Below are 23,410 nucleotides of genomic sequence, written 5' to 3'. Positions count from 1 at the left end.
ATGACTGCTTCGCCGACAAACCCCTGCCACATTCCCCGCCCCGCAGTTGCCGACCGGATCCCGAACTCATCCGCGACCAACATGTTCCCGCGCCGCAACTGTTGGCTGGACCCCCGGAAGCCGGCTGGCTACTCGTGGATTTTCAGGCTGCCGGGGGCATCAGGACGGTGTCGATCAGGTAGACGGTGGCGTTGGCGGTCTTCACGCCGCCGCAGATCACCTTGGCGTTGTTGACCATCAGGTTGTCGCCGGAGCCGGTGACGGTGAGGGCCTGCTTCTCGACCGTGGTGTGCTTGCCGACGACGGCGGTCTTGTCGAGCTGTCCCGCCACCACGTGGTAGGTCAGGATCTTGCTCAGCAACGCGTCGTTGGTCCCCAGCGTCTTGATGGTCGCGGCCGGGATCTTCGCGAACGCGGAGTCGACCGGTGCGAACACGGTGAACTCACCGCCGTTCAGCGTCGAGACGAGGTCGACCTTCGGGTTCAGCTTGCCCGACACGGCCGCGACCAGCGTCTTCAGCAGCGGGTTGCCCGAAGCAGCGGTGGCGACCGGCGCGGCGGCCATCCCGTCGACCGAGCCGGCACCGGCCGGGTTCGCCTTCGCGTAGTCCGCACAGCCGGGGCCGACCAATCCGGAGGTGTTGTCCACCGCCGGGGTGCTCATGCTGTCGGTCGGAGTCGGCTCCGAGGACGAGGTGGTCGTCGACGGGCTGCTGCTCGACTTGTCGTCGCTGCCGCCACAAGCCGCGGTCGCGAAGAGCAGAGACAGTGCGGAGGCGGCCAGCGCAACCCGCTTGATGGTCTGGGACATGACGATCCTTCTCCTTCGATGGAATGTACCTAGCGGCAAGTGGTTGCCCATAGCAACGTGACGCTTCGACTCGGCAGTGCAACCGCACCACCCGACGCAGCAGGTCACCCCCACCACGCCGCCACGCTCATGCCAGTACTTCGGACCCCACGCACCCCCGGATAGGCAGAACTTCCAGAAACTTTCCGCCGCACCCGAATGCCCCCCGAAAACCCGTACTCCCTACCCCACCTCCCCTGCCACACTCAGGCATCACACCCGAAGAGAGTCAGACCCCAGACCCGGAACCTGAAAATCCAGCCCGGAGCCTGAGCAGTCCGGCGTAGGCGGGGCTAACCGGCGTGGAGCGGGGCAAACCAGCGTCCGGCGCGCTAGACGGGCGTGGAGCCGGGGTAGGCCGGCGGGGAGCCTGGAGAGACCGGCGGGGAGCAGGGGCAGAGCAGGGTGGGGCGGGAGTGACCGGCGTTGGAGCCTGGAGAGACCGGCGTGGCACGGATGGAGCAGGGCGGAGTGGGGGTGACCAGGGTGGAGCGGGGGCGAGTTGTGGAAAGGGGTGAGGTGGTTCCGTTGTGGCGGAATCGGGGGTTTGGGTTTTTCTGGGTTGCTCAGTTGCTCTCGAACGCGGGGACTCAGGTCAGTGAGCTCGCCATCCCGCTCATCGCGGTACTGACGCTCTCCGCCGGACCGACCGCGATGGGCGTGCTGACAGCATTGGAGTCGCTGCCGAGCCTTCTGCTGGTGCTGTTCCTCGGCGTCCTGGTCGACCGCGTCCGCCGCGGCCGGATGCTCTTCTGGTGCAACGTCGCGCAGGCCCTCCTGATCGCGAGCATCCCGTTCGCGGCCGCCTTCGACGTCCTCACCCTGACGCAGCTTTACGCCGTCACCTTCCTGGTCGGCGGATTCGCCCTCGCCTACGGCCTGGCCCATACCGCCTACGTACCGGTCCTCGTCACCGACCGCCGCCAACTCACCGCGGCGAACAGCAGCATCGCCCTCACCGACTCGATCACCGCCGTCGGCGGTCCGGGTGTCGGCGGCATCCTCGTCCAACTCCTGACAGCTCCCGTCGCCGTAGCGGTCGACAGCGCCTCGTTCCTGGTCGCAGCCGTACTCCAAGTGCTCGGCCGCGGATCCGACCCGGCTCCGACAACCCGGACCCGCTTCGGTCTCTCCCTGCGCGAGGGCTTCGCGGTCTTCCGGCAGCAGCGCGGCATCTCCGCCATCACCGCGGGCAAAGGCACTTTCGAGTTCTTCCAGTGGGGCACGATCGCCCTCTACATCCTGTACGCCGTACGCGACCTCGGTCTCTCCGCAGCCGAGATCGGCGCCATCGCCGTCATCGGCTCCCTCGGACCGCTCCTGGCCGGTCTGATCACCCAGAAGGTGAGCCAGAAATTCGGCATCACCTGGACCTCTATCGTCGGAGCCGTCCTGCTCGGCGGCAACCTGCTGATCCCTCTCGCGACCGGCCCGCACCTCGCGGTGATCGCGATGATCGGCGCCGGCCAATTCTTGCTCGGCTTAGGTGTCGTCTACCTGATCATCGTCCGCTCCACCATGCTCCAACACGCAGTCGCGCCCGACCTACTCGGCCGAGTAGGCGCAGTCATCCGCCTCGTCGAATGGGGCCCCGGCCCTTTCGGCGGTCTAGCCGGCGGTCTCCTCGGCACCGCATTCGGCCTCCGCCCCGCCCTCCTGATCCTCGGCATCGGCAGCCTCTCCGCAGTCCCCTGGATCACCACCGCCGCCCTACGCCACCACCTAACCCTCCTCAACACCCCCTAACCACGGCCGTCTCCACCACGACCCCCACGCCCTCCCCCTCCCCTCGCCCTCCCCCTCCCCCTCGCCCTCTGCCGCTCGTGATGGCCGCCGCTGGCGGGTTTTTCGCTCGCTGGCAGGCTATTTCCGTGCTAGCGGGCGAAAATCGTGTCAGCCGGCCGGCCAGTGCGGTTTCGGCGACGGCGCCACGAGCGGGACGGGCTTGGGGTTAGTTCTGGGGTGGGGTGTAGTGGCCGGGCCAGTCGGTGTTTTTGATTCGGGTGATGGAGCGGATCTCGCCGATGGTCGACCATTCGTCCTTGCCGAGGCGGGCCAGCGGTCGCAGCCGCGTGACCTCAGGATGACTGCCGTCGAGAACAGCGGCATCGACGGCGATATGGCGCACCTGGCCGATCACCACCGTGCAGTCACCCAGCTCGAGGGTCGTATGCAAGGTGCACTCGATAGCAACAGGGGACTCGGCAACCCGCGGTACGGCGACCGTTGCCGAAGGCTCCGTGGTCAACCCGACCGCAGCGAACTCGGACACCTCCGGCGGAAAGTCCGTAGCCGACGCGTTGATCTGTTCGAACAACGGCTCGGCCGCGAAGTTCACCACGAACTCCCCGGTCGCCTCGACATTGTTCAAACTGTCCTTGCGCCCGACCGACGTGAACTGCACCATCGGCGGCCGCACACACGCCACGGTGAAGAACGAATGCGGCGCCAGATTCAGCACCCCGTCCGCCGAAACCGAAGACACCCACGCAATCGGCCGCGGCACCACCACCGAATTCAGCAACGCATAGATCTCCCGCGCACTGACATCCCCCGGTTCGAAGTCCACTCGCACACCGGTCAGTATTGCCGCGATGACTTCTCCCGAAAGAATCGCCTCCCGGTACGGCGTACGTCCGCAAGAGATCCGCGAAGTACCAGGCGGCGTCGCCAACCGCACCGTCATCCTCGGCGACAACCTGTTCCTCCGAATCCCCCGTGGCCCGGAGTACGAGGCCGATCTCCGCAAGGAAGTCGCGGTCATCCCGGTCGCCCGAGCTGCCGGAGTACGGACGCCGGCGATCATCGACTTCGACGACACCCGAGCCCTCACCAACGCGCCGTACCTGGTCATGGAGCGGATCCACGCCACCGACCTCGTCGACAGCCCAACCCACGACCCGTCTCTCTGGACCGAACTGGGCGGGCAACTGCGTCTCCTGCACAACACCAAGTTCCAGCACCTAGAGGGCGTTCCCACAGACGAGTACGGCGACCCGCGCCCCACAGTCGACCGCCTCGCAACAGACGGCTACCTAGACACCGGTACGGCGAATTGGCTACTCACCTGGTTCGACCGCCTAGCCACCCGCTTCGACCGCGAGGCTCCCAACGTCCTCCTGCACGGCGACCTAGCCACACAGAACGTGATGGTGGACAGCGACGGCCGGTACTGCGCATTGATCGACTGGGCGACGCTGCCTGGGGACCAGCAGCCATGGAGTTCGCCAAGCTCCGCCTGCGAGTCGGCTCCTCGGCGTACTGAGGTTCTTCAGCAGCAGTCCGCCGGCCAACTGGTCGGAACTTTACTAAGCAGGCACTCTTCTGAGTGTGATCGGCCTGGGTTCTGCCTGTAAAACAAGGGTTCGCGTACATGTGCAGACATGGGGCAGACTGCTGTTTCGTGACTGATTACGTAGCTGCTTCGGACCGGTACGACGACCAGATGACCTATCGGCGCAGTGGCCGCAGCGGGCTGGAGCTGCCGGCGATCTCGCTGGGGCTCTGGCACAACTTCGGCGGCGACAAGCCGCTCGACATCCAGCGCGACATCCTCCGGCGCGCCTTCGACCTCGGGGTCACCCACTTCGACCTGGCGAACAACTACGGCCCGCCGTACGGCTCGGCAGAGACCAACTTCGGCGGCCACTTCGCCCGCGACTTCAAGCCGTACCGCGACGAGCTGCTGATCTCCACCAAGGCCGGCTACGACATGTGGCCGGGCCCGTACGGCCAGGGCGGTGGCAGCCGGAAGTATCTGCTCGCCTCGCTCGACCAGTCGCTGGACCGGATGGGTCTGGACTACGTCGATATCTTCTACTCGCACCGGTTCGACCCGGACACCCCGCTGGAGGAGACGATGGGTGCGCTCGACAGCGCCGTCCGCTCCGGCAAGGCCCTGTACGCCGGTATCTCGTCGTACTCCGCGGAGAAGACCCGCGAGGCGGCCCGGATCCTCGACGAGCTCGGGACGCCGCTGCTCATCCACCAGCCGTCGTACTCGATGCTGAACCGCTGGATCGAGGAGGACCTGCTCGGCGCCGTCGGTGAGCTCGGTGTCGGCGTGATCGCGTTCTCGCCGCTGGCCCAGGGCGTGCTCACCAACCGCTACCTCGATGGCGTACCGGAAGGCTCCCGGGCGACCCAGGGCAAGTCGCTGAGCACCGACATGCTGACCGAGGAGACGCTGAAGCACGTCCGCGCGCTCAACGAGATCGCCAAGGAACGCGGTCAGTCGGTGGCCCAGCTGGCACTCTCCTGGACGCTGCGCGACGACCGGGTCACCAGCGCGCTGATCGGCGCCTCGAGCGTCGCCCAGCTGGAAGACAGCCTTGCCGCGGTGAAGAACCTGAAGTTCACCCAGGAAGAGCTCGACGCGATCGACGCCGACGCGGTCGAGGCCGGCATCAACCTGTGGAAGAAGAGCTCCGACGCCTGAGGCGGACCAGTACGAACCCGAGTACGCCGGCCAGCGCCGCCAGCACGGCAAAACCGGCAGTGCGCCAGTACGACGAACGGCCGGTAGCCGCCGTGTCGGCCGCAGGCGTGGTGTCGCTCGGGCGCCGACTCGGGGCGACGGTGGGTGTACCGGTATCGACGAGTTTCAGCATGACGTCGTTACCGGTGCCACCCTTGTACGTGATTGCGTACTGACTTCCGGCCAGGGTGAGCCTGGCGCCCTCGGGCAGGTCGGTGAAAGCGCCGCTGACCGGACTCGGGCCTAAGTTGTCGACAATTGTGATCTCTGGCCGGGCCCTTGCGTCTGGGACGTGCAGGGCGCCGGCCAGTTTCACTGCGCCAACTGAGATGCTGCCGGCGAGGCTGGACCTTCCGCTCAGGCTCACAACTGCGCGGCGACTCGCCGTGAGCGTCGTACCGGCGGCCATGGTGAGGTTGCGCAGGGCTTGGTCCCCGGCGACGGTCAGCTCCAAGCGAGCGCCGGGCTTGGTGATGGCGACGGCGCTGCTGTTGCCGAGCGTACCGGCGATCACCTTCAGGGTTCCCCGCGAGATCGTGGTTCTGCCCGTGTAGGTGAGGTCGCCGGTGAGACGGGTTGTCGCTGAGCCGGCTTGGGTCAGGGATCCGGAGCCGCTGATCTTCGACAGCGAGATGGTCTTTCGCACGTTCTGCACCACGAGTGAGCCGTTGTCGACCACCTTGAAGAGCGCGGCTTTCGTCAGCAGGCTGCCGTCGCTGGCCGGCCGGCCGCTGCCGAGCCGGAGGACGGCTCCCGAACCGATCGTCGTGGAGCCGTCGTAGTACTGATCCGCCGCGAACGTCACGTCGTTGCCGGGCACTGCCTTGACCGCGACGTCCCCGGCGCCGGGCGACTTGAGCGTGTCGTGGAAGACGCCACCGCCGATCGGCGCGCCCAGTGTCACCGGGCCGTTGTAGGCGAAGGTGAGCTTCGAGCGGGACCGTGCCGCCAGCAGGTTGATGTAGACCGTGTCCGCGGTGCCCGGCATGAAGATGTCGTGCGTCGTGCCGTCGCCCCACTGGACGTCGGCGCCCTTGATGTTGGTCCCTCGCTTGTTGAGGTCGTGCGGGATCTTCCGCCAGTTGATCCGGGGATCGCTCAGCGAAGGATGGCTGTCGCCGCCTCGATCGGAGTAGCTGTACTGCCCGGTCAGCACGACCTTTCCACCCGGGCGGGACTGGACGTTGATGTCGCTGCCGTATTCGCGCTGGTAGAAGTTCTGCCGCAGTACGACGGTCTGGTCCAGCGGAGTGTCGATCGTCCAGGTGCCCTGGTTGAGGACCGCACGGACGTTGGGCATCGCCACCGCGGACTCGGGCTTCCCGGCTGCCGTGCCAGTGCCGTTGTCGATCACACCGGAGAACGGTTGGGTGCCGGCAAGGTCGAGCGTGCCCCACAGGAACCGCGGCTGCGTGATCAGCCCCGAGCCGCTGATGGTGCCGAGGTTGATCGCGCGAGCGACTGACAGCCGAAGCGTGCCGTTGACCTCGATGTTGTCCTGGTTGAGCTGGAAGCCCGGGGTGTTGTACGGGAACCGCCCGATCACGCCGGTCGCACCGCCGTTCCCGTACTGCAAGGTGGCGCCACGGTCGACGATCACCGCAGCCGGGTCGGGCGTCCGGACAACGACATACGGATGATTTCCACCGAGGATCCGGACGCTCTGCCGTTGCTGTGCCTTGCGCAGGGTGAAGTCGCTGTCCTTGGTGAGGATCAGCGTGCCGCGTCCCCTGATCCGCAGCGTCCCTTCACCGCGGATCACACCGGTGTAGGTCGTGGTCCCGGCCGGCACCGTGATCGAGGCGTCCCCGCTGAGCGTCACGTCCCGACCAGCGAGAATCTCACCCGTGACGTCCCCAGCCTTGGCCGCGGCTGCTTCCGGCTGAACTGCTGCGGCAGCTGAGCCGGCGAGCGCGATCACGGCGAGCAGAAGCCGGATCGCACGGAGTCGCACCGTCACGCTGCTGGCCTCCCTGGGTCGGATGAGCTCGGCAACACTAGGGGAAGCGCGCAGTGGCTCAGAGCGATTCAGGAAAATCTTCACCGAGAGCTTCCGCCTCGCGAACGGCTGATTACAGAACGCTGTCGTCTGGTTGCACTCTTCGGATGATGGGCACAGGCTGGGGTGATAGCCCCCAGGAGGTGGTTGCCATGACCGCTTCGACCCTCGAACAGGCCCTGGCCTACGAGCACACCATGATCCGCGAGCTCGCCGCCCCCGCGCAGGCGCCGGGTGCCGGCCAGCCGGATCGCAGACACCAGACGGACTGGTTCTACGCCATCGCGGCCCAGCATCTGGCCGCCGCCGAAGACGTGCTCCTCCCACACGTCCGCCGCCTGCCGGAAGGCCGCGAGCGGGTCGCCAAGTACGTCGGCAACGCGAAACAACTCGAACGCTCGCTCCGGTTCCTCAAGGCCCGCCAGTACGGCGACAGCCGGGTCCTCCACCTGCATCCCGAAGATGTGTGGCAGGTGATCGACCGGCTGCTCGCCGAACACGAGCACCTCGAGGCGGAGTACAGCCGGATGATCGGCGAGGAACTCGACACCGAGCACGTCTCCGCGCTCACCGAGGAACTGCTCAGCGCCGAAGAGGTCGCACCGACACGCGCCCACCCGTACTCACCACACACCGGTACTGCGGGTCGCCTGGCGCACCGGATGTGGCGAGTGGCCGACACCGCCTGGGACAGCGCCGAAGGCCGCGTAGTACCGACCAAGTACCACGTCCACCCCAAACGCGACTCAGCCCTCTCCCACTACCTCCGCGGCACCCCGATCCCCGACGAGACGTCCTGAGAAAGGCGGCCGGGCCCGTGGTCCGGGTGGATGCCTCCACTCGGTACGGGCCCGGCCTGAAACCCTCCCCCACTGCGCCTGGTTGTGAGGGTGGGCCTTGTTCCCGCCTCCGCTGCGCCTGGTGTGCGGAGGTGGGATCTCACGTCCTCCCCCGCTGCGCCTGGAATGCGAGGGAGGACGGGTCGGTGGGGTTACTGCAGCGAGTCGATCGCCTTCTTCGCGCCGGGGTGCAGGGGCACCGGGTCGGTCTTTGCCGCGTTCTCCAAGGTGATGCCCTTGGCCGCCGCGTTCACCTGGACCAGGGCGTCCTTGTTCTCGAAGATCACCCTGGTCAGCTTCTCGGCGAGTTCGTCGGACATGTTCTTCCGGACCAGCAGCACGTTCGGCACGATGATGGTCGGCACGTCGGTCGGCTGCTTGTACGTCGTGGCCGGAATGTTGCCCTCGGCATACACCGTGCCGTACGTCTTCTGCATGGCCGGCAGCAGGTCCGCGATCGGGATCAGCTTGACGTCCTTGCCGAGGCTGGTGGTCAGGTCCGTGATGCCACCGGTCGGCAGCCCGCCGGACCAGATCAGCGCGTCGATCGAGCCGCTCTTCATCGCGTCCACCGACTCCGGCAGGCCGAGCCGCTGCGCCGTCACGTCGCGGGTCGGGTTCAGGCCGGCGGCCTCGAGCAGCCGGCGGGCGATCACCTCGGTGCCGGAGTTCGGCGAACCGGTGGAGACCCGCTTGCCCTTCAGATCGGCGACCTTGGTGATCCCCGACGACGCCTTCACCGCGACCTGGGTGTAGTTCGGGTAGAGGCGGGTCAGCGCGACCACGTCCTGCGGGTTCTTGAAGCTGGCCTGGCCCTTGACCGCGTCGGCCGCGGTGTCGCCGAGCGAGAAGGCGATGTCGTAGTTGCCCGCCACCAGGCCCTGCACGTTCTGCACCGAGGCACCGGTCTCACTCGCGGTGGCGCGGTAGCCCTCGACCTTGGACGAGATCACCGAGGCGAGCGCACCACCGAGCTGGTAGTAGACGCCGGTGGTGTTGCCGGTGGCAATCGTCAGCCGGCCACCGTCGGTACCGGCCTTGCCACCTTCGGGTTCGCGCTGACCGCCACAGGCGACCAGCGAGAAGGCAGCGGTCAGTGCGACCAGGGCGATGGGGAGACGACGAGCTCTCATGAAGTGGCGGATCCTTCCGTTACTCCAGTCAGACGTTGCCGCCGCAGGAGATTGATGACAACGGCAACTAGTAGTAAACCGATTCCGGCCGCAATGGTTACGGGCGCGAGGTACAGCAGAAGCAGAGCGGCCGGGACGCAGAGCAGCCGCTCGACCCAGCCGGTGGCGATCGCGATCCAGCCACCGGTCACCACCGCCAGCGCGGCGACCGCGAGCATCGAGACGCCCAGCGTCCAGATCATCCCGATCAAGCTGCCCTGACCGAGCAGATGCGCTCCGTTGTCGGTGAGCACGAAGGCGAACGGCACCAGGAAGGCCGGCAGCGTGTACTTCCAGGCCTGCCACATCGTCGCCATCGTCTTGCCACCGGTGATCGCGGAGGTTGCCACCGCGGCCAAGGCGGTCGGCGGCGAGACCTCGGAGAGCACCGCGTAGTAGAAGATGAACATGTAGGCCTCGGACTGGGTCACGCCGAGTTGCACCAGCGCCGGCGCGATGATCACCGCCGCGATGATGAACGACGCGGTCACCGGCACGGCCAGACCGAGGATCAGTACGGCGAACGCGGACAGCACCACGGTCAGGATCAGCACGACCGTCGGATTGTCCGTCAGCCCCTTCCCGGCATCCACGATGATCTCGGCCAGGTTCAGCCCGAGCCCGGTCTGGGTGGTGACCGCGACGATCACGCCGGCCGTCGCACAGGTGGCCGCGACCGGCAGCACCGATCGGGTGCCCTGGGCAAGCGCTTTGAACAGCGGCCCCGCGGTCAGCCGGTGTTCGCGATCGAGGAACGACAGGCCGAACTGGATGATCACCGCGTAGACCACGGCCTTGAACGGCGGTACGTCGACCGCCATGAAGCCGATGATCACGAACAGCGAGAGGAAGTGGTAGCTGAAGCGCAGCAGCAGTCTCCGGGCAGACTGCGTCGACGTCTCCGCGTTGGTCGTCCCGTGTTTGCGGGCGTCGATCTCGATCGCCAGCAGGATGCCCAGGTAGTACAGGATCGTCGGGATCGTGGCGTAGCCGAGCACGGTCAGGTACGAGACCTGCAGGAACTCCGCGATGATGAACGCGGCCGCACCCAGCGTCGGTGGCGACAGGATCGCTCCGATACCGGCTGCCGCGAGCATCCCGCCGGCGGGCTCAGGCGGGTAGCCCGCTCGGCGGAGGATCGGCCAGGAGACAGTGCCCAGCGACACGGCAGTCGCAGTACCGGAGCCGGAGACGCTGCCCAGCAGGAAGCCCGCCAGAGTGACGGTCCGTCCGGGCGCAGTACGGCTTCGCTTGAAGGCTGCGAAGGACAGGTCGATGAAGAACTTGCCTGCGCCGGAGTAGTCGAGCACTGCTCCGTAGATGGTGAACAGCACGATGTAGCTGGCCGCGACACCGAGTGGAGTGCCGTAGAAGCCGGCGGTGCCCATCGTGAACTGGGCGATGATCGCGTCGAAGTTGAAGCCCTGGTGGGCCAGCGACCAGGTGTAGGGGAGGTAGCCGCCGTAGTACGCGTAGGCGATGAACAGCAGGCTGAAGACGGGCAGGACCCAACCCGTAGTACGACGGCATGCTTCTAGCAGAAGCACCAGGAGTACTGCGCCCGCGAGCACGTCGAGTGTGGTCGGAGTCTGGCGGCGTTCGAGGTAGCCGTCGAAATCGAACAGCGGGTAGAGGCAGACCACCAGGGCGACCGCGGCCAGCACCCAGTCGGTGATGCCGGGGTTGTCGGTGCTGCGGGCCTTGAACGGATTCAGGAACGGCGGCACGTGCCAGCCCCGGTAGCACAACAAAGTGATCGGCAGGACGGCTGCGAGAAAGATCACTAAATAGAACTGCGTGCCTTGCGCCAACGGGAAGAAAACCTGCAGCAGGACGCCGACACTGACCAGTGCGCACCAGCCGGAGATCACCTGGTCGAGGGCAGGATGCAGCCGCCGAGCAGGCTTTTCCTGTTCGTACTCGGCTAGTTCGGACTCGGAGAGCGCGGCGGTGCCGCCCCCCGAACCAACACCCACAGTCATGGACCGGTTCCCTCCTGTGGTCGAAGGCTAGTGTCGGCGACCACTCCACGGAGTCGCGTGATTACGTCTTTACCAAGATCTGACACAGAAGAGGCCGACCTGCCCTACGATCACGGCATGAGTGGCGCCGTCAGGATTCTGCTGGTCGAAGACGATCTCGATATCGCCAACGCACTGATACCCGCGCTGCGGCGCTACGGGCTGATGGTGACGCACGTCCGGACCGCCGCCGACGCGCTCGCGGCGGACCCCGGCGACCTCGTTCTGCTGGACCTCGGGCTGCCCGACGGCGACGGCATCAACGTCTGCCGGCAGATCCGCACGGTCTCCGACGTACCGGTGATCGCGGTCACCGCGCGCGGCGAGGCGGCCGACCGGGTCCGCGGTCTGCGCAGCGGCGCCGACGACTACGTGGTGAAGCCGTTCGCGATCTCCGAGCTGCTGGCCCGCATCGATGCTGTACTACGCCGTACCGGTCTGCTCCAGCCCCGCCCGAGGGTGACCGTCGGCGACCTGACCGTGGACATCGAGGCCCGCACGGTCCAGGTGGCGGACAAGCCCATCAGCCTGACCCGCAAGGAGTTCGACGTGCTAGCTGTGCTGGCCGCCCACCACGGCCGGGTGGTGCCGCGCGAGCAGGTCGCGCTGTATGCCTGGCAGTCCGTCTTCGAGGCGTCGTCTCGGACGATGGACGTGCACGTCGCCAGCCTGCGGGCCAAGCTCGGCCGGCCCGAACTCGTCCAGACCATCCGCGGCGTCGGCTACCGCCTGGGTTCGGACTGACCGTTGCGTCGTCGCCTGCTGCAGTCCCTCGTCCCGATGGTGATCATCCTCGCCATCGTCGCTGCCGTACCGCTGGCCAACTTCATCGCCTCCGGCGCCTCCCGCACGCTCTTCCTGTCCCGCAGCAACGACGCCGACTGGTTCGCCACGATGGCCGAGTCGCCGCTGCAGACCGGCGACATCGCCAGCCTGCGCGAACTCGCCGTGCGCTACCACGAGCTCTACAACACCCCGGTCTTCGTCGTGGACGTCGACCGCCGGGTGATCGCGACCTCGCGCTCCGGCGTCGAGGTGAACGAACCCGATCTGAAGGCCGCCCTGAACAGCACGCTGGCCGGCCGGCTACCCGCCGAGCCGCCCGCGCTGTGGCCGTGGCAGTCCGGTGAGATGGTCGTCGCGCGCCCGGTGGTCAACAACGGCCGCGTGCTCGGCGCCGCCGTACTGCGGGTGCCCACCGACAAGGGGCGCGACCAGGTCGAGCGCGGGCTCCTGCTGCTGCTCGGCGGACTCCTGATCGGTATCGGCGCCGTCGTGATCGGCATCGTCCGGCCGGTCACCCGGTGGGTACTCCGGCCGCTCAACGACCTCGACAACGCGACCCACCAGGTCACCCGCGGCGCCCTGGACACCCGCGTCTCCACCGACGGACGAGCCCCCGAACTGCGCCGCCTCGGCGACAGCTTCAACTCGATGGCGCTCAGCCTGCACCAGGCCCGCCAGCGCGAACGCGAGTTCGTCGCGGACGCTTCACACCAGCTCCGTACGCCGTTGACTTCGGCCCGGATCCACATCGAAGGGCTGTCCCGGCTGTCCCCGACCGCCCGGTTCGCGTTGAGCGACATCGACCGGCTCGGGCGGATCGTGCAGCGACTGTCCCGGCTGGCCGGCTCGGACCGCCCAGGGGACATCGAGGGCAGCGACGACGCGCTGGACCTGGCTCAGGCCGTCAAGGAGCGCCTGGTCGGCTGGAAGGCCGTGTACGCCGCCGACGACCTGGAACTCATCATCGGCGAGATGGTCCCCGGTGGCGTCGCCCCCGAACTCGAGGTCGACGACATTCTCGACGTACTGCTCGACAACGCCTCGAAGTACGGCGCACCGCCGGTCGAGGTGTCCGTCACCCGCGACGGCACCGAGGTCGTCCTGTCCGTCCGCGACCACGGCCTCGGCCTCGGCTCCCGCGACCTGAAGAAGGTCGGCGAACGGTTCTGGCGCAGCGCCCACCACCGCGAGATGCCCGGCACCGGCCTCGGCCTCGCCATCGTCCGCTCCGAAGCCGCCCGGGTCGGCGGCCGGGTCGTTGCCCGCCCACCGATCGGCGGCGGCCTGGTCATCGAAGTCCGGGTCCCCCTCATCGAGGACTACGACATCTAATGAGTGCCCGGATCCACTCGGTCGATCAGCTCCTCGACGTTCTTGATCGGATCGTCGCGTCCAGTGATCGCGGGGACCGGTCGGAGGACTCCGCCGCGGAGTACTGGACCGGCTTGTTGACGACGCCGGGACACCCGTTGGCGACGACGCTGCCGGATGAGCCACTGGTCGACTGGCATGAGCGTGGACTGCTGGGGAATCTGGCCGGAGCTCGCGTGCTCGATATCGGGTGCGGTGGCGGGCGCAACAGCAAGTGGTTCGCTGAGCAGGGTGCCACGGTGGAAGGTATCGACCTGGCGGCGCCGTTGCTGGAGATCGTCCGGCCGAGGATGCCCTCGTCCGTGACACTTACCGCAGTGAATGTTCTGCGTGATCCGTTGCCGGCCGGGCAGTTCGACGTCGTCTACGACTCGGGCTGTTTCCATCACATCGCGCCGCACCGACGGATCACCTATCTCGAGCGGGTGCTTCCGATGGTTCGCCCCGACGGGAGATTCGGGATCGTCACGTTCGCCGCCGAGCAGATGGAGACGCCACCCGATCAGGAGATCATCTTCACCGGCGACACGGCCGGCGGGATGGCCTTCACACTCGGCGATCTCGAGGCGATCTTCGGCGTACTGAAGCCCGTCGAGCTGCGCGCGGTCAGCACGGATCGTGGCGATGCGTTCGGCGCCGAGTTCCTCAACGCGGCCTTGTTCACCACAAGCTAGATGTGGTTGGCGCGGTACCAGCGTTCGGCTGCGGGGTGGAGCGGGATGGGCATGGTGGCGACGGCGGAGCGGGCGTCGAGTGAGCCTGCTTCGGCGTGGTAGGTCATCAGGTCGGCCTGGCGGCGGAACATCGTGTTGAGGGTCCACCACGCCCAGGAGTCCGACAGGCCGCGCCGGGCCAGCAGGTAGTTGGGGATGGCGAGGGTCGGCACCGAGCTCGACAGTGAATAGACCGACGGCGGGATGGACGACAGGATGTAACCGCCGAACCGCTTGAGCGCGATCTGCTCCGCGAGGCTGCCGATGTCGACCAGCCGGAAGCCGATCGTCGACTGCAGGCTCTTGATCGGATCGGTCGGCAGGCCGCCGCTCCAGATCAGGGCGTCGATACCCCCCGGCTTGCTGGGTTCCTTCGCCCGCTGGGTCAGCTGCGCCACCGCGGTCTGGAGATCGAAGTACTTCGCCTTCACGTTGACCTTGGCCGCCTTGAGGATGCGACCGGCGACCACCCTGGTCCCGGAGTTCACCGGACCGATGTTGACGTCCTTGTTCCGCAGGTCCTCGACCTTGAAGATGTTCGAGGCGGTCGGTACGACGACGTGGACGTAGTTGTCGTACGCGCGGGCCAGCGCAGTGAAGCGCAGTGCGCCCGAGCGGAAGTCGTCCTGGCCGTCCCAGGCGTCGAGCGCCACGTCGGACGAGCTGAAGCCGAGGTCCGCGCTGCTGGTGGCCAGCATCCTCAGGTTCTGCAGCGAGCCCGAGGTGTTGATGGTGCTCATCGAGACCCCGGTCACCTCGGTGACCAGCTTCGCCAGCCCGTCGCCGTACGTCGCGTAGACACCGCCCTTGTTCCCGGTCGCGAACCGCGCGGGTCCGTCCGGCGCCGGCTCGTCGGAGCGTCCGCGCGAGCATCCGGGGGTGATCAGGGCCGCCGTGGCAGCGGCTCCCATTCCGAGCACACTCCGGCGATTCAACAGGCGGGGACGGTCCATGGGGACCAACCTAGAGGGCAGGCGGGTACGCCGTCACGCGGTGTGCTGGAACGAACAGGTCTGGACGGGCCCCTGCCTCGTGTGACAGCGTTGTCAACGCAGCCCGGCCCCGCGGCCGCGCAGACCCATCGGCAAGACCCGTCATCGGAGGATGATTTCGTGCACGACGACCGTCAACTCATCGAGGAGCGGCTCCAGCGCGCCCTGCGGGAGCGGATCCGCCCCGCGATCTACGGCGCGGCCGTCCCGCTGGACATCAAGGTGTGGCACGCACCTGGTGAGCCGGTGACCCCAGCCGAAGCGCTCGCGGCCAGTTACGAGCCGGCCGAGATCGGCCAGCCCTGGGGTGCGCCCTGGGGGACCGCGTGGTTCCACTTCAGCGGCCAGGTGCCGGCCGAGTGGGCCGGCCGCGAGATCGAGGCCGTCATCGACCTCGGCTTCAGCGGCGGCCCGGGCTTCTCCGCGGAGGGCCTGGTGCACACCACCAAGGGCGTCCCGCTGAAGGGCCTGCACCCGCGCCAGACCTACGCGCCGCTGTCCATCCTCGGACCGGACGGTGCGGCGGCGTCGCCGGGCGACCAGATCGAGTTCTACGTCGAGGCCGCCGCCAACCCCGAAGTACTGGGCCCGAACGGCTTCGCCCCGACCGACCTCGGCGGGAAGCCGGAGGCCGGCGGCACGCCGATCTACCAGCTGACCCGCGCCGACCTGGCCGTCTTCAACGCCGAGGTCTGGGATCTGATCCTCGACCTCGAGGCGCTGGACGGCCTGCAGAAGGAGCTGGCCCCGCAGGAGCCGCGCAGTCGCGAGATCCTGCGCGCACTGAGCCGCGCGCTCGACGTACTGGACTACGAAGACGTTCCCGGTACGGCGTCCGCGGCCCGCACCGAGCTTGTCGACGTTCTGAGCCGTCCCGCCCACTCCAGCGCGCACCAGCTGTCCGCCGTCGGCCACGCACACATCGACTCCGCCTGGCTCTGGCCGTTGCGCGAGACCCGTCGCAAGGTGGCCCGGACGGTCTCGAACGTCGCCACCCTGGCGGAGGAGTACCCGGAACTCGTCTTCGCCTTCTCCCAGGCCCAGCAGCACGCCTGGGTGAAGGACAACTACCCCGAGGTCTGGGAGCGGCTGAAGAAGGCCGTTGCCGACGGCACCATCGTCCCGGTCGGTGGCATGTGGGTCGAGTCCGACACCAACCTGCCCGGCGGCGAGGCGCTGGCTCGCCAGTTCGTGCACGGCAAGCGGTTCTTCCTGGACGAGTACGGGATCGACACCCAGGAGGTCTGGCTGCCGGACTCGTTCGGCTACACCGCGGCACTGCCGCAGCTGGTGAAGCTGTCCGGCTCGAAGTGGTTCCTGACCCAGAAGATCTCCTGGAACCAGAAGAACAAGTTCCCGCACCACACCTTCTGGTGGGAGGGCCTGGACGGGACGCGGGTGTTCACCCACTTCCCGCCGATCGACACCTACAACTCCGACCTGTCCGGCCGCGAGCTGGCGCACGCCCAGCGCAACTTCGCCGAGAACGGCGCCGCGACCCGCTCGCTGGTCCCGTTCGGGTACGGCGACGGCGGTGGCGGCCCCACCCGCGAGTTCGTCGCGACGGCCCGCCGGGTGGCGAACCTGGAGTCCTCGCCGCGGGTGACGATCGAGTCCCCGACCGAGTTCTTCAGCGCGGCCCAGGAGGAGTACCCGAACGCGCCGGTCTGGTCCGGTGAGCTCTACCTGGAGATCCACCGCGCGACGTACACCTCGCAGGCCAAGACCAAGCAGGGCAACCGGCGCAGCGAGCACCTGCTCCGCGAGGCCGAGCTCTGGTCGGCGGCGGCCGTGGTCGCGGGCAAGCTCGACAGCTACCCGTACGCCGAGCTGGACCGGATCTGGAAGGCCGTACTGCTGAACCAGTTCCACGACATCCTGCCCGGCAGCTCGATCGCCTGGGTGCATCGCGAGGCCGAGGCCACCTACGCCCGGCTGGCCGACGAGCTCGAAGCGATCATCGCGAAGGCTCAGCAGGCGCTCGCCGGTGAGGGTTCGGACCAGATCGTCTTCAACGCCGCTCCGCACAGCCGCGAAGGCGTTGCCGGTCTGGGCGCCGGTGTTGCGGCCGGCGCGGGTCAGGTCGCGACCATCGACGGTCACGTGCTCGACAACGGGCTGATCCGGGTCACCGTCGACGAACGCGGTCTGATCACTAGCCTGTACGACGTGGAGGCCGGCCGCGAGGTGATCGCACCGGGCGGCGTCGCGAACCTCCTGCAGCTGCACGTGGACACCCCGAACCAATGGGATGCCTGGGACGTCGACTCGTTCTACAAGAACAACGTCCGCGACGTCACCGAGGTCGACACGGTGGACTTCTCGGTCGAGGGCGGCGTCGCCACGGTCGTGGTGAAGCGCTCCTTCAACCGGTCGACCGTCACCCAGACGCTGCGGCTGCGCCCGGGCACCAAGCGGGTCGACATCGAGACCGCGATGGACTGGCACGAGTCGGAGAAGTTCCTCAAGGCGGCGTTCCCGGTGGATGTACACGCCGACCGGTCCGCCTCGGAGACGCAGTTCGGGCACATCTTCCGGCCGACCCACCAGAACACCTCGTGGGACGCGGCGAAGTTCGAGATCGCGGCGCACCGCTGGGTGCACGTCGGCGAGCCCGGCTACGGCGTCGCGGTGGTGAACGACTCGACGTACGGGCACGACATCAACCGGACCGCCCGCGAGGACGGTGGCACCACGACCACGATCCGTACGTCGCTGATCCGGGCGCCGCGGTTCCCCGATCCGCAGACGGACCAGGGTCTGCACGTCGTCAACCACGCCCTCGTCGTCGGCGCCGGCATCCCGGAGGCGATCGAGGAGGGCTACCGGATCAACCTGCCGGAGCGCGTCGTCAGCGGCTCGGCCGGCGTCGACCCGATCGTTGCCGTCGACAACGGAAACGTGATCGTCGAGGCGGTCAAGCTGGCCGACGACCAGTCGGGTGACGTCGTCGTCCGGCTGTACGAGTCGTCCGGCGGCCGGTCCCGCGCGAGCCTCACGCCGGGCTTCCGGGCCGGCGCGGTCACCGAGGTCGACCTGCTCGAGCGCACCCTGGCCGAGCGCGACCTGGTCAACGGCGCCGTCTCCTTCGAACTCCGCCCCTTCCAGATCCTCACCTTGCGCTTCACCCGCGCCTGAGTCTTGGACACCTAATGAGGGCCTTGAACATGTCATTTCATGTTCAAGGCCCTCATACCTTGTACTAGCCTGCTCTGGCGTTTCGCCGTACGTCGGACCACGCAGCGTCGGTGCACAACTCGCACGACTGCCCTTCGAACACGGCCGCCGCGGAGGAGTCGCCGGTCAACTGGTAGGCGAACCAAGCGGTGATCACACCCCGGAAGCCACCGCCGTCGCCTGTGGGCTCGAAGTGTGTTGCTCCGCGCAACGAGCCGTAGACCGCCGGGACCTGGGTCGCCTGCTGCCACATCGCAACCACCAGCGGCGCCGGAACGATCACGTCGCTGGCTCCCGACAGGAACAACACCGGTCCCCGCAACTGCCCCGGCGCCGCCAACGGACCCGGCTCGATCGGAACGGTCGTGTCGATCCGCGAATCCACTCCGGCGTTCACCGCCCCCATCCCACCTTGCGAGTGCCCCGCAGCACCAATGTGCTCGAGATCCACATGCCGGTAGAACTCACTAGCCGGATCGCCGTCGAACCTCGCCAGCAGGTCGATCCCCGCCCGCATCTCCAACCCCGTACCAGAAAACGGCGTATTGGCCGCCGCCACAATGAACCCATAACTAGCCAGATGCCTCAGCAGCCCGGTGTAAACCACCGGCACCGCAAACGTCCCATTCCCCCACACCACCACCGGCCGCCGCCCACTAAGCGCCGCCGGATAGTAAAGCGTGTACCCCGCCAACACCTCCACTTTCACGGCCGACGGTCCGGGCTCCGACCACCGCGCGTCGATCCCCGCAGGCGATGCATAGGTAACACCGGCAGGAACCAGCAATGTAATTGCTGTTAGCAACGAAATCAGCAATCCACGGAATCTCTTCATCGGGCTGCCTTTGCGACCAGGTCGCCGAAGGCGGCCATGCCTTGAGCGCTGGGGTGGAGAGGGGCGGCGATCGAGCTGGGGATGAGGCCTTCCAGCCATCGGCTGCCGACTGGCGCGCAGGCGTCGTGGCCGATGCTTGGGGTACGGAGATCGACGTACTGCGCGTCGTGCGCCGCCGCCTCGCGCGCCAGCATGGTGTTGAGCCGATCCACCGTCGCCTGCAGATAGTTCGCATCCTCCGGCCAGACCGGAACCAACGGATAGCACCCATTGGGCCGCACATAAGTCCCGCATCCCGTCACCAGCACCTTCGCGTGCGGCGCCAACTCATGGATCCGTTCCAGTGCAGCCCCGACAGCCGGCCCCGTCTCAGTGATCCGAGCTGCCAGCTGATCCTTCCCACCCGCCGTGAACCGAGCCTTACAAGAGGTCCCCAGCGGCGCAGGCAACACATTGATACAGCTCAGTGCCGCAGTGACCAGCCCGGTGTCGTTTCCGCCGATGGCGACCGTCACCAGATCGGTCGTCGACTTCAGCGCGGAGAACTGCGGCGCCACAAACCCGAACTGCTTCCCCGTGAAGTCCGGCACCACCGCCCCCGAACAAGTCACGTCGGTCAATCGAGCCCCCAACTGCTGAGCGGCGACATGCGGATAGTTCACCCCCGAGCGCAGACAGGCGAGGTCGATCTGCCAGGGAATCAGCGGCCCCGCCGCCGACGAGTCGCCGAGCGCGACGTACTCGATCGATGCCGCCTGCGCACTCGGCGCCAGCACCCCGGCCAGCAGAACGGTCACCGCCCCGACCGCCGCCAGCAGCCTTCCTCGTGGTCGATCCATCATCATCACCCTCCGCAGTTCGGTTGTCACAGGTAATGTTCGACCACAAAGCCACCCCCGGTCAGTGGGGCGAAGCCCAGACTTCACGAGGTGATCGTTGTGACAGATCACAACAACTGGTCGCTGTCAGCCGGTGGCACGCCGGTCCACCAGATCCTGTCCAGCAATCTCGGCACCCTCGTCGACCAGGTCCTCGACGCGCTGGTCGTCGAGATCCCGCTCTACGCCCAGCTCCCGCGCGAGGAGCTCCAGGGCGACATCCGCCGCGTCATCGACCGCAGTCTCCGGGCGTTCGTCGACACCTTCCGCACCGGCGTCGTACCGACCGGGCCGACCCTCGACCCCCTCCGCGAATCCGCCACCCGGCGCGCCGAGGAAGGCGTCCCACTCGAAGCCCTGCTGGCGGCATACCACCTCGGCGGCCGGATCTGCGCGGACTTCGTCGCGGCCGGCTTCCGCCCCGACGAACTCTCCGACGCGCTCACCCTCAACCGCCTCATCCTCGACTTCCTGCAAAGCGTCACGGCAGCGGTGTCGGCCAGCTACTTCGAGGAACGCCAGACCATCGCCGGCGAGGACCAGGCCACCCGGCAGTCCCTCCTGACCGCCCTCCTCGACGGCGCCCCCACCGCCGAGATCGCCCGTCGATCGGGCCTCCGGCTGCCCAGCCGGTACGTCGTACTCGGGCTGGCGTTCGGCGCGCACGCGGACGAACTGCAACCGGGTGTCGACACCAAGATCGTTGCCCGCCGCAAACTTCGCCGGATCCGGGTCGAACTGGACCGCACCCCGGCCGGACCGGCGATCTCGAGCCTGTCCGCCGACGACGGCATCGCGCTGCTCGCCGAAGAGGTCCCGCTCGACGAGCTGAGAACCCGGCTGAGCCGGGCGGCCGGCGCACAGGTGACCATGACGGCGACCACGGCCGCGCCGGACGAAGTACCAGGAGCAGCGACGCTGGTCCGCGAGCTACTGGAGGTCGCGAGGATCTACCGGCTGCCTCCCGGCGTACACCGGCTCGATGATCTCGTCCTCGAATACCAACTGACCCGCCCAAGCCCAGCCCGCGACCAGTTGGCCCGGCTGATGACGCCCCTCACCACCCGCCCAGACCTCCTGGAAACCTTGCGCTGCTATCTGGCCAACTCAAGAAGCAGACGACAGACAGCTGCCGATCTCCACCTCCACGCCAACACCGTCGACTACCGCCTCCGCCAGGTAGCCAAACTCACCGGCCTCGACCCAGCCCAAGCCAACCAACTCCCCCACCTAGTAGCCGCCCTCGCCGCCCACGACGCCGGACAGCAGCCCGCGGGCGCCATCTGAGGGACCGCACGCGTTCACCAAGCTGTCGTAGCGTTGAGCTCGGACTTGGAGGTGGCAATGACGACGCCCTTGTTGGGATCGCGGACGCTTGATCGGGAGACGGCGAAGGCGCTGCCGCCGGGGTCGAAGTTGCCGACGCTGGTGCAGACCTTCTTGTTCGCCGGGCATCGGAAGACATTCTTTCCGCGATTGCGGGCCCGGTACGGCGATGTGTTCACGGTCCGGCTGGTGCCGGGGAGCCGGGTGTGCGTGGTGCTCAGCCGGCCGGAGCACATCCGCGAGGTGTTCAGTACGGCGCCGGCCATCGTTCATGCGGGTGAGGGAAATACCGCGCTGGAGCCGATCATGGGCAAGCACTCGTTGCTGCTGGTCGACGACGACGATCACGTCCGGATGCGTCGTCAGCTGATGCCGGCCTTCAACGGCGCCGCCTTGCGTGGGTACTCCGAGATGATCGCCCGGCTGGCCCGCGACGAGGTCGAGCAGTGGCCGATCGGGAAGCCCTTCCGGGTGCACGACCGGATGCGTGATCTCACCCTCGAAGTCATCCTGCAGGTGGTGTTCGGGGTGACGGATTCCGATCGGCTGGAGCGGCTGCGACCGCTGGTGGAGAAGGTGGTCTCGGTCCGGCCGATCATCATGCTCGGTGGTTTCTACCCGAGCCTGCTGAAGCTGCCGCCGTGGCGGACGTTCCTGCGCGCGCAGGAGCAGGTCGACGAGATCCTGTACGACGAGATCGCCCTCCGGCGCAACGATCCACAGCTTGCCGAGCGCAACGACGTACTCTCCAAACTCCTTGCCGCAGGCAACTGGACTGACGTCGAACTGCGCGACCAGCTGGTGACGTTGCTGCTGGCCGGGCACGAGACGACGGCGACGTCGCTGGCCTGGGCCTTCCACGAGCTGGCCCGCATGCCTGAACTCCTGCGGACGAGTCAGCAGGCTGCTGACGAAGGCAACGACGACTACCTGGAAGCAATCGCCAAGGAGTCGTTGCGTCTGCATCCGGTCGTGTACCAGATCGGCCGGCGGCTTACGGAGACCACGACCATCGCCGGCTACAAACTCCCGCGCGGCACCACCCTGATGGCGGCAATCGGCCTGGTCCAAGGCGACGAGCAGAACTTCCCGCAGGTGGACGAGTTCCGCCCCGACCGCTTCCTCGGCGACAACCCACCGGCTCCCGGCACCTGGATCCCCTTCGGCGGCGGCACCCGCCGCTGCATCGGCGCCGGCTTCTCCCTCCTCGAAGCCACCGAGATCCTCCGAGCCGCCCTCACCCGGTACGACGTACACCCGGTCCGCCAAGCCCCAGAGAAGCCGACCCCTCGCAACGTGACCCTGGTCCCTTCCAGAGGCGCCGAAATCACCGCCACCTCCCGCTGACCGACACATTGCGTCCGAAGAAGTGAGGGGGACGTCCCTCCGCTTCTTCGGACGTAAGGCGGTCAGTCCTCCAGGTCGCCGATGTCGCCGAGGTCTACGTCGCGGACGTCGGCGAGATCGGTTTCGTCCTCGTCGTCGAGTTCGAAGGGTTCGTCGTCGTTGACCACGTGGACTGCTGCTTCCTCGGCGCTGGCGGCGGCGCCGTCGAAGCCGACGTCTTCGGCGACCAGGTCCTTCTCGTCGTCGGAGTGGGCGCCCTCGTCCGGCGCGACCAGTCGTCCGGAGCGGGCCTCGCCGACCTCCGGGCCGCCGACGTTCTCGTCCTCCTCGGCGTACGGATCGATGTCCGGCTCCTCCTGCGCGATCCGCTGGTCCAGCGTCTCGCCCTCCAGCGCCTCCTCGGCGGTGGTGCCGAAGCCTTCACCCGCGGACCACTTCTCCGGCGGCGAGTAGCCCTCGTCGAGCAGATCGTCCACGCCGCGATCGTTCAGCGTGTCCTCGGGCTGCAGCTGGTCCTCGTCGTCGACGCTGTAGCTGCCGTAGTCCTCACGGTTGTTCTCGGTCATGCTCCCACCCTGACCGTCCGCGAGGGTTGAATCAAGGCAGAGCGCGGTGGGTACTCCATGA

Annotated in this window: 19 protein-coding genes; 10 read left to right on the top strand and 9 right to left on the bottom strand. The window is 67.5% G+C overall.

The window, feature by feature from the left end; genetic code table 11:
- Positions 1-142: 142 nt before the first annotated feature.
- Complete coding sequence (locus tag ABZ004_RS13805; RefSeq protein ID WP_355680172.1) at positions 143-811, bottom strand: fasciclin domain-containing protein; 669 nt, start codon at positions 809-811, stop codon at positions 143-145.
- Between the two features lie 495 nt (positions 812-1,306).
- Between ABZ004_RS13805 and ABZ004_RS13800 the strand changes: the two genes are divergently transcribed.
- Positions 1,307-2,596, top strand: a complete 1,290-nt coding sequence (locus ABZ004_RS13800; protein WP_355680262.1) for an MFS transporter — start codon at positions 1,307-1,309, stop codon at positions 2,594-2,596.
- Positions 2,597-2,801: 205 nt separating this feature from the next.
- On the opposite strand, the gene ABZ004_RS13795 is transcribed toward ABZ004_RS13800, so the two are convergent.
- A complete protein-coding gene (locus ABZ004_RS13795; RefSeq protein WP_355680171.1) occupies positions 2,802-3,425 on the bottom strand; it encodes a flavin reductase family protein in 624 nt (207 codons plus the stop codon).
- Between the two features lie 19 nt (positions 3,426-3,444).
- Between ABZ004_RS13795 and ABZ004_RS13790 the strand changes: the two genes are divergently transcribed.
- Complete coding sequence (locus tag ABZ004_RS13790; RefSeq protein ID WP_355680170.1) at positions 3,445-4,206, top strand: aminoglycoside phosphotransferase family protein; 762 nt, start codon at positions 3,445-3,447, stop codon at positions 4,204-4,206.
- Between the two features lie 47 nt (positions 4,207-4,253).
- Positions 4,254-5,288 carry an L-glyceraldehyde 3-phosphate reductase gene (mgrA, locus tag ABZ004_RS13785; protein WP_355680169.1) on the top strand — a complete coding sequence of 345 codons (1,035 nt, stop codon included), beginning with the start codon at positions 4,254-4,256 and terminating at the stop codon, positions 5,286-5,288.
- Here mgrA and ABZ004_RS13780 read toward each other — a convergent pair.
- On the bottom strand, positions 5,257-7,287 hold the full coding sequence (locus tag ABZ004_RS13780; RefSeq protein WP_355680168.1) for an autotransporter-associated beta strand repeat-containing protein: 2,031 nt from the start codon (positions 7,285-7,287) through the stop codon (positions 5,257-5,259). The genes mgrA and ABZ004_RS13780 overlap by 32 nt on opposite strands.
- Before the next feature lie 191 nt (positions 7,288-7,478).
- On the opposite strand from ABZ004_RS13780, the gene ABZ004_RS13775 reads away from it, so the two are divergent.
- Positions 7,479-8,126 (top strand): hypothetical protein, encoded by a 648-nt coding sequence (locus ABZ004_RS13775; protein ID WP_355680167.1) that lies wholly within the window; start codon positions 7,479-7,481, stop codon positions 8,124-8,126.
- 191 nt (positions 8,127-8,317) lie between these two features.
- Here ABZ004_RS13775 and ABZ004_RS13770 read toward each other — a convergent pair whose 3' ends face one another.
- Both ABZ004_RS13770 and ABZ004_RS13765 read right to left on the bottom strand, forming a co-directional pair.
- Positions 8,318-9,298 carry a TAXI family TRAP transporter solute-binding subunit gene (locus tag ABZ004_RS13770; protein WP_355680166.1) on the bottom strand — a complete coding sequence of 327 codons (981 nt, stop codon included), beginning with the start codon at positions 9,296-9,298 and terminating at the stop codon, positions 8,318-8,320.
- Positions 9,295-11,319 (bottom strand): TRAP transporter fused permease subunit, encoded by a 2,025-nt coding sequence (locus ABZ004_RS13765; protein ID WP_355680165.1) that lies wholly within the window; start codon positions 11,317-11,319, stop codon positions 9,295-9,297. The genes ABZ004_RS13770 and ABZ004_RS13765 overlap by 4 nt, the downstream gene beginning before the upstream one ends.
- Positions 11,320-11,436: 117 nt before the next feature.
- On the opposite strand from ABZ004_RS13765, the gene ABZ004_RS13760 reads away from it, so the two are divergent.
- Genes ABZ004_RS13760 through ABZ004_RS13750 form a run of 3 tightly spaced genes read left to right on the top strand, consistent with a single transcriptional unit; the run spans position 11,437 to position 14,189 of the window.
- Positions 11,437-12,102, top strand: coding sequence for a response regulator transcription factor (locus ABZ004_RS13760; protein ID WP_012918592.1), 666 nt, complete (start codon positions 11,437-11,439; stop codon positions 12,100-12,102).
- Positions 12,103-12,105: 3 nt separating this feature from the next.
- Positions 12,106-13,476 (top strand): HAMP domain-containing sensor histidine kinase, encoded by a 1,371-nt coding sequence (locus ABZ004_RS13755; RefSeq protein ID WP_355680164.1) that lies wholly within the window; start codon positions 12,106-12,108, stop codon positions 13,474-13,476.
- A complete protein-coding gene (locus ABZ004_RS13750; RefSeq protein WP_355680163.1) occupies positions 13,476-14,189 on the top strand; it encodes a class I SAM-dependent methyltransferase in 714 nt (237 codons plus the stop codon). The genes ABZ004_RS13755 and ABZ004_RS13750 overlap by 1 nt, the downstream gene beginning before the upstream one ends.
- On the opposite strand, the gene ABZ004_RS13745 is transcribed toward ABZ004_RS13750, so the two are convergent.
- On the bottom strand, positions 14,186-15,139 hold the full coding sequence (locus tag ABZ004_RS13745; RefSeq protein ID WP_355680162.1) for a TAXI family TRAP transporter solute-binding subunit: 954 nt from the start codon (positions 15,137-15,139) through the stop codon (positions 14,186-14,188). The two genes, ABZ004_RS13750 and ABZ004_RS13745, sit on opposite strands and share 4 nt — an antisense overlap.
- Before the next feature lie 201 nt (positions 15,140-15,340).
- Here ABZ004_RS13745 and ABZ004_RS13740 point away from each other — a divergent pair, with 201 nt between their 5' ends.
- Positions 15,341-18,358, top strand: coding sequence for a glycoside hydrolase family 38 C-terminal domain-containing protein (locus tag ABZ004_RS13740; RefSeq protein ID WP_355680161.1), 3,018 nt, complete (start codon positions 15,341-15,343; stop codon positions 18,356-18,358).
- Between the two features lie 64 nt (positions 18,359-18,422).
- Here the strand turns inward: ABZ004_RS13740 and ABZ004_RS13735 are convergent, their stop codons facing one another.
- Positions 18,423-19,010, bottom strand: a complete 588-nt coding sequence (locus ABZ004_RS13735) for a hypothetical protein (protein WP_355680160.1) — start codon at positions 19,008-19,010, stop codon at positions 18,423-18,425.
- A 218-nt stretch (positions 19,011-19,228) separates the two neighbouring features.
- On the bottom strand, positions 19,229-20,071 hold the full coding sequence (locus ABZ004_RS13730; RefSeq protein WP_355680159.1) for an SGNH/GDSL hydrolase family protein: 843 nt from the start codon (positions 20,069-20,071) through the stop codon (positions 19,229-19,231).
- Between the two features lie 90 nt (positions 20,072-20,161).
- Between ABZ004_RS13730 and ABZ004_RS13725 the strand changes: the two genes are divergently transcribed.
- Both ABZ004_RS13725 and ABZ004_RS13720 read left to right on the top strand, forming a co-directional pair.
- Positions 20,162-21,397 (top strand): helix-turn-helix domain-containing protein, encoded by a 1,236-nt coding sequence (locus tag ABZ004_RS13725; protein ID WP_355680158.1) that lies wholly within the window; start codon positions 20,162-20,164, stop codon positions 21,395-21,397.
- Between the two features lie 57 nt (positions 21,398-21,454).
- On the top strand, positions 21,455-22,783 hold the full coding sequence (locus ABZ004_RS13720; RefSeq protein WP_355680157.1) for a cytochrome P450: 1,329 nt from the start codon (positions 21,455-21,457) through the stop codon (positions 22,781-22,783).
- A 62-nt stretch (positions 22,784-22,845) separates the two neighbouring features.
- On the opposite strand, the gene ABZ004_RS13715 is transcribed toward ABZ004_RS13720, so the two are convergent.
- Positions 22,846-23,349 carry a DUF5709 domain-containing protein gene (locus ABZ004_RS13715; RefSeq protein ID WP_355680156.1) on the bottom strand — a complete coding sequence of 168 codons (504 nt, stop codon included), beginning with the start codon at positions 23,347-23,349 and terminating at the stop codon, positions 22,846-22,848.
- Positions 23,350-23,410: the final 61 nt, after the last annotated feature.

The sequence above is a fragment of the Kribbella sp. NPDC006257 genome (genome assembly GCF_040613535.1).
GTDB lineage: Bacteria > Actinomycetota > Actinomycetes > Propionibacteriales > Kribbellaceae > Kribbella.
The sequence above is the reverse complement of the archived record's forward strand: the minus strand, read 5'-3'. Positions and strand labels throughout refer to the sequence as shown.

Coding starts and splice junctions, on each gene's coding strand:
- ABZ004_RS13765 (WP_355680165.1), bottom strand. CDS start 11,319: ATGACTGTGGGTGTTGGTTCGGGGGGCGGCACCGCCGCGCTCTCCGAG.
- ABZ004_RS13805 (WP_355680172.1), bottom strand. CDS start 811: ATGTCCCAGACCATCAAGCGGGTTGCGCTGGCCGCCTCCGCACTGTCT.
- ABZ004_RS13800 (WP_355680262.1), top strand. CDS start 1,307: ATGGAGCAGGGCGGAGTGGGGGTGACCAGGGTGGAGCGGGGGCGAGTT.
- ABZ004_RS13770 (WP_355680166.1), bottom strand. CDS start 9,298: ATGAGAGCTCGTCGTCTCCCCATCGCCCTGGTCGCACTGACCGCTGCC.
- ABZ004_RS13760 (WP_012918592.1), top strand. CDS start 11,437: ATGAGTGGCGCCGTCAGGATTCTGCTGGTCGAAGACGATCTCGATATC.
- ABZ004_RS13745 (WP_355680162.1), bottom strand. CDS start 15,139: ATGGGAGCCGCTGCCACGGCGGCCCTGATCACCCCCGGATGCTCGCGC.
- ABZ004_RS13775 (WP_355680167.1), top strand. CDS start 7,479: ATGACCGCTTCGACCCTCGAACAGGCCCTGGCCTACGAGCACACCATG.
- ABZ004_RS13790 (WP_355680170.1), top strand. CDS start 3,445: ATGACTTCTCCCGAAAGAATCGCCTCCCGGTACGGCGTACGTCCGCAA.
- ABZ004_RS13730 (WP_355680159.1), bottom strand. CDS start 20,071: ATGGATCGACCACGAGGAAGGCTGCTGGCGGCGGTCGGGGCGGTGACC.
- ABZ004_RS13715 (WP_355680156.1), bottom strand. CDS start 23,349: ATGACCGAGAACAACCGTGAGGACTACGGCAGCTACAGCGTCGACGAC.
- ABZ004_RS13720 (WP_355680157.1), top strand. CDS start 21,455: ATGACGACGCCCTTGTTGGGATCGCGGACGCTTGATCGGGAGACGGCG.
- ABZ004_RS13750 (WP_355680163.1), top strand. CDS start 13,476: ATGAGTGCCCGGATCCACTCGGTCGATCAGCTCCTCGACGTTCTTGAT.